Below are 5,235 nucleotides of genomic sequence, written 5' to 3'. Positions count from 1 at the left end.
CGCCCGCTTGGCGGCAAGGTGACTTGGCCAGACGCATACGTTGCAGGCAACGTGGACGCTCCGGTCTTGCTGTCCCTATGGATCGTCGAAGCGTCCACGGGCAACGGCGAGCGCCGCGTTGTGATGCAACCCATTGCAGTCAAGCAAGACGGGACGCGTGCTCCCGCGGTCGAGCGGCAGTCCGATGCTTGCTTTCACGGTGTGGAGTGCAAACCGATCTTCCTGCCCGCGCAGCGTATCGACCTGTTCGCCCGCGTGGTCGAACCCACCTTGCAGCGCGAGCTGAAGCACAAAGGTGCAGCCAACGGTGATGGCAGCTACTCAGCCGACCTCATCGGCCTCGTCGAAATCTTGCCAGCGAGGTAGCCCGTTTAAGAGTCGTGTACGAGGTCAGAGCCTTGCCTGCGCTTGCCTCCGGATCGCTTCAGGCAAACAGGGACAGACGGATGCGCGTGCATCACCGATAAGGGTCACGACCCAATCCATGTGGTGAGACAGCACACGCATGCGCGCGCCGACAAGGGCGGCGTGGACCGCCACCGCAAGCCCCGAAGCTCCCAAGGCGCGTTCGACTTCGCGGTGCGTCAAGAGATCCGTTGTGCATCCCAGATGTACAGCCGAATATTTTTCAGCGACGAGGCGGCGTGCTTTTCGTTCATCAATGAGCGCTCGTGCACCTACATCTGCCGCGAAGGCAATGGTGGCTGCTTCTCCGTCGTCGAGGGTCTCGCCCGCAGGACCGACGACGAGATTCTCGAAATGGACGAGGCCCTGCTGCCCGAGCTTTACGACCTCGATCAGGCGCGAATCAAGCAACGCGGCCAGCTTGATAGCGTCCTGACGACCTTTCCGCACGCCGCCTTCGATTTCGTCAACGACCACATCGACAACCGCAATGCGGTGCGGCAGTGCTTTGAGGATCGTCTCGGCGCAGCCGGTCGCATTGAGGTTGATAACAACGCTTGTGTCAGCGATCAGCAGTGACGGCTCTTCAGATAAGGAGGGTGGGAGCGCCATCGGCCTCATCCTCCTGCAACTCGATGTCTTGCAGCATCTCGCGAAGCTCGATGCGATCAAGATGGAGAAGCCGCGCGAGCTGTCCTTCGCTCAGCAGTTCTCGCCTATACGCTTCGGCTGCCAGCAAATTGAGCCGCAGCGTCGTCGGCTTATCGGCCTCTGCCTTGTGGCGATCGGACACGCGGAGATCGCCCAGAACCTGCAGCGCTTGTTCGTCGGTGATGCCGCCGTTTGCCACAAACCAGTCCCACGTGCCTTTCTTGGTTAGGCCCAGCTCTTCAAGCCGCCGGACCATAGCTTCCCGCGACACGCCAAAGAAATGCGCCAGAACAATGATGTGGCGGCGCGTGAGATGAGTAGAGCCCGCCGTGACCTCCTGGAATTTCTGGCGCACGGCACCGGCAGGCGTCAGGAAGGAGCGCCCGAACGCATTGGCATAACGCTCTTCACGCGAGTTCTCCGGCTCGTCGGCGTGCAGGACCTCCGGCTCGTGCCTGACAGAGATGAAGTGCCCCAGCTCATGCCCGCCGGTCTGATTTCGGCGTTCGCGCGGATGGTTGGCGTTGAGCAGGATGCACGCCCCGAGCGTTTCGTCGAAGACAAACACACCCGACACGGACCCTTCAAAGCGTCGCACATACACCCGTATGCCAAGCTCCATCTCCAGCAGCGTCACGATGTCCGCGACCGGTGCGAACCCCAATCCCAGACGCTGCCGCAGCTCAAGCGCATCTTGTTCCGCCTGCACTCGTACGTCGCCCGGAAGGATCGGACGCTCGGGAGGGTAGCTGCGTGCGCGCTTCACACCCAGCACGTTCTCCAGCTCGACTTCGGCGCGGGCCAGGCTCGCGAGTAATTCGGTCGCCGCTGCTGCAGCGAAATCTTTGGCATCGACGAGTTTACGGAACCGCGGCATCAGGTCTACGTGCACCGCCTCGCGGCGCAGGATGGCGTTGACAGACATGCCATAGGCCTTGGCAAGCTGCTGTAGCTCGTCAATGCGCAAACGACGCTGTCCCTGCTCGATCGCAACCAGCGTCGTACGCGCAACCGCGATGGCGTCCGCCGCCTGCTTCTGCGTCATGTGCGCAGCCTCTCGGGCGAGTCGCAGGCGCTCCCCGAGGTCGGCGGGCGCGATCAGACTGAGTGGGGATTCGGTCATGGCCTTGCCACCCAGTTCGCCACAAAGGAGTTCGGCCCGAGGGCCTCGACAAAATTCATCCATTCACTTTCATGTTTATTCAATAGACGGTTCAGCGAGCCGCGGACCGTGTCTTCCGGGAGCGCACGGGAGCGGCTGAGCTGGGAGACGGTGAGGTCGATCATTCCTTTGTTCATCGGCGACTTCTGCAGCGTCGCCAGATGATCAAGGTGAAGCGTGCCCGCGATCGCGTATTCACGCTGCGCCCTCGTGATGTGCTCGAACGCGGGCGCTGCGCCACCTTCAAACGTGGGGGCCGAGAGGTTCTCCCACACATAGGTCTCTGGCACTTCGCTCAGTCCGGCCGCGTGGACGCTCAGGCGTCTGAGCATGCAGGCGGCGCATATGCCGCACTGGCGCTTGTGCCCGGCTACGGACGAGTGCCGGTTCTGCTGCCAGCACGACCAGGTAGTACTCCACGACGCGCCGTCAGCGCACTCGCCCGCAAAGGCTGCGAGCGTTTCACCCTTGGTGTGCCAGAGCCGCGGGAACTCGAACTGTACGCGGTGATTGAACAGGGCCTTGATGAATACTTCCATCCGGTCCATAAAGGGCGGATAGCTGCGATAGTCTTCGTAGCCTTGGCCGACTGCCACCAGCACAGGCCCGAGCGCGCCCTGGCCGCTCTCGGTCACGATGATCCGGTTTGCCTTGACCATGTAGGCGGCGATCCCGCTCACCATCGAGAATTTGAAGCCGCGCGAGCGCGCGCTCGATTCGCCAAACTCGCCCGTCTTGGGCTTCACCCGATAGGGGATCGAAGTAAAAGGTTGCTTCTCGCCTGATGCCCCGACGACAGGCAGGAATTCTTTGGTGCCGAGCCGCACACGGATCAAGCCGTCACCCATCTCGCGGTGCATCAAGCCCGCTACCGCGCGGGAGTCGAGGCCCTCGCTGAACGGGATGACAGCCCGCGCATCCCCTGGCAGGTCGAACGGAAACTGATGCGGCACGTACGCGGGTGCCTTCCGTGCGACGAAGGAAATCTCCCAGCGATCGCCGGTCAGAAATTCGAGCGCGTCTTTGAGGCTTGCGATCACGGGAGCGGCGTTCCAGCGATCAGGATCATGGACCGGAATGCAGAGTTCAAAGATGCGGCCCCAGTGCTGCGTCTTGCGTCGCTGAATGCGGTCGCAGAACTCGACAGCCCCAGCGACCACCAGTGCATCGAAGATCACCGGCTCCCACTGCGCCAGGCAGTAGCTCTCCAGGTGATCCGTTGAGAACGTCAAATCGCCACCGATCTCGCAGGGCATGCGTCCGCGGCGCGGGCGCTGCCCGCTCTCGACGACATCGACGCGCAAGGATGGGGCCGTGGCCCGGTCATCGTCACGTTTCATGACAGCGGTACTCCTTCGTCAATGTCGGCATGCTTCCGGATACTGCTGCCCCGCCGCGCACGCGGCTCCAGCCCGGCGCACTGGCGGGCCAGCGCGGGGATGTCAGCGGTGCCGATGGCCTCTGAAATACGGGTACGCACCTGCTGAGTCAAACGCGCGGATGCTTTGCGGCAGTAGTGCTCCTCGATCTGGCGCGCAGCCCGCGCGGCATACGACTCGAGTGCGCGTCTCGTCGTTTCTGCCAGACCGGCCTCACCCGTGAGCCCCTCAGCCAGGACGGAAGAGGCATGAGCGGTAAGCAGGCGGCCAAGCCCGTAGCCTGCGGTATCGCTGACCACCGCCTCGATCTTTGCAAGGCGCGTGTCGGCAAAAAGTCCGGGCTCGCGCTCCAGAAACACGTCTCGGAGGCCCTTGACCACGATGGCGGGGACCTCATTGCCCCACGTGGTCTTCAGAGCATGGCTAGCCGCCGCGCTGGTGTCAGTACGGTCGAAATTTGCGTTCTCTGCAAACTCAGCCAGCCGCTTCCATCCGCGGGACATCGGCAAGCTTCTATAAGGGCCATCGCTCATCAGCACCTCCAATGTCAGGCATCTTCAATTAAAAGACTGACAATGTCAAGCACGATTATTTCCTGCCCTGACCCGAGCCTGGTCACGCGCGGCGGTGGCGGCTGTCGTCGTGGTTCGTTTTCTGCCTTTTCTTGTTGATCGATTGCACTTTGTCGTGATCCTGCACGGGGCGCAGCCCTGTTCAAAGGGCGGGTGCTTCGCATCGTCCTCGCTTCCGCGCCTCTTCGTACCTCGGGCTTGTGCAGTTCCGGGCGACCCATGACCCTGTCTGCTTAACCCCCCGTGCCTGTCCCGTCACGTCGCAACGCTCAATGAAAGGAGAACGACATGACGACCACCAAGAAACCCGCCTTCATCGCTTACGCTGTAACCGGCGAGGGCAAGCAAGCCTTCTGGACCCGCATCGGGTCCGCGTGGCCGCACCAGCACGGCGAGGGCTTCAGCATCGAGCTGAATGCTCTCCCCATCCAGGGGCGCATCGTGCTGATGCCGCCGAAGGCCGAGGACAGCACCGGTGCAGAGGTGGCGCGATGAGCGCCCCTCTCTTCCCTCTCGGGCAGATCGTGGCAACGCCCGGTGCGCTCGATGCTGCGCGTTACCCGGGGCAGCTCCTCGAAATCCTTGCAAGGCATGTCACCGGGGACTGGGGATGTGTCTGCGCTGAAGATGCCGCCACAAACACCGAGGCCTTGCAGGCAGGACTGCGTATTCTCTCGGCCTATGCGATCGACCCGGCGAAGCCGTGCGCAGGGCATGGCGACAACTGCCTGTGGATCATCACCGAGGCTGATCGCGCGGTAACGACCATCCTCCTGCCGGAGGAATACTGACCATGAAGAACGAAGCCCGGCTCAAGGTCGGGCTTCCCTTCGTCAAGGTTCTCTCAACACCTTGACGCCATCTGTTTCCAGCAAGACAGCGAAGCAGGTGATGCGACCCTTCGCGGTCTCCGGGAGCGCGCCCGCGTGTGTATGACCTGATGCGATGTTCACGAAGATGCCGATGGGGTATGCCAGCACATCCATCATCGCCACCAGGCTCTCGAAGTCTTCCTGAGCGTCCGCCTGCGATCCCTTGAGCTTCAACTCGATCACCGCGACGTTTC

The 5,235-nt window shown here is 62.4% G+C and carries 7 protein-coding genes and 1 pseudogene; 3 read left to right on the top strand and 5 right to left on the bottom strand.

The window, feature by feature from the left end; translation table 11 throughout:
- Positions 1 to 366: pseudogene (locus APY03_RS16335) on the top strand (hypothetical protein); the annotation flags it as partial.
- 24 nt (positions 367 to 390) lie between these two features.
- On the opposite strand, the gene APY03_RS41540 reads toward APY03_RS16335, so the two are convergent.
- The 4 genes from APY03_RS41540 to APY03_RS16315 are packed head-to-tail and all read right to left on the bottom strand — an operon-like array spanning position 391 to position 4,130.
- Positions 391 to 1,017 carry a hypothetical protein gene (locus tag APY03_RS41540; RefSeq protein ID WP_146039402.1) on the bottom strand — a complete coding sequence of 209 codons (627 nt, stop codon included), beginning with the start codon at positions 1,015 to 1,017 and terminating at the stop codon, positions 391 to 393.
- Complete coding sequence (locus APY03_RS16325) at positions 992 to 2,179, bottom strand: XRE family transcriptional regulator (RefSeq protein ID WP_068678232.1); 1,188 nt, start codon at positions 2,177 to 2,179, stop codon at positions 992 to 994. The genes APY03_RS41540 and APY03_RS16325 overlap by 26 nt, the downstream gene beginning before the upstream one ends.
- Positions 2,176 to 3,558: a 7-cyano-7-deazaguanine synthase gene (locus tag APY03_RS16320; protein ID WP_068678231.1), complete on the bottom strand. Its 1,383-nt coding sequence runs from the start codon at positions 3,556 to 3,558 to the stop codon at positions 2,176 to 2,178. Before APY03_RS16320 ends, APY03_RS16325 begins: the two co-directional genes overlap by 4 nt.
- Positions 3,555 to 4,130: a hypothetical protein gene (locus APY03_RS16315; protein ID WP_146039403.1), complete on the bottom strand. Its 576-nt coding sequence runs from the start codon at positions 4,128 to 4,130 to the stop codon at positions 3,555 to 3,557. The genes APY03_RS16320 and APY03_RS16315 overlap by 4 nt, the downstream gene beginning before the upstream one ends.
- A 327-nt stretch (positions 4,131 to 4,457) precedes the next feature.
- Here APY03_RS16315 and APY03_RS16310 point away from each other — a divergent pair, with 327 nt between their 5' ends.
- Complete coding sequence (locus tag APY03_RS16310) at positions 4,458 to 4,664, top strand: hypothetical protein (protein WP_068678229.1); 207 nt, start codon at positions 4,458 to 4,460, stop codon at positions 4,662 to 4,664.
- The gene (locus APY03_RS16305) at positions 4,661 to 4,960 is read left to right on the top strand and encodes a type I restriction endonuclease subunit M (RefSeq protein WP_068678228.1); all 300 of its coding nucleotides are present in this window, start codon (positions 4,661 to 4,663) and stop codon (positions 4,958 to 4,960) included. Before APY03_RS16310 ends, APY03_RS16305 begins: the two co-directional genes overlap by 4 nt.
- A 42-nt stretch (positions 4,961 to 5,002) precedes the next feature.
- Here APY03_RS16305 and APY03_RS16300 read toward each other — a convergent pair.
- A partial coding sequence (locus APY03_RS16300) for a hypothetical protein (RefSeq protein WP_232324295.1) occupies positions 5,003 to 5,235 on the bottom strand: 233 nt, incomplete at its 5' end.

This window comes from Variovorax sp. WDL1 (genome assembly GCF_001541225.1).
Classification (GTDB): Bacteria; Pseudomonadota; Gammaproteobacteria; order Burkholderiales; family Burkholderiaceae_C; genus Variovorax.
This window is presented reverse-complemented; position numbering and strand designations above follow the sequence as displayed.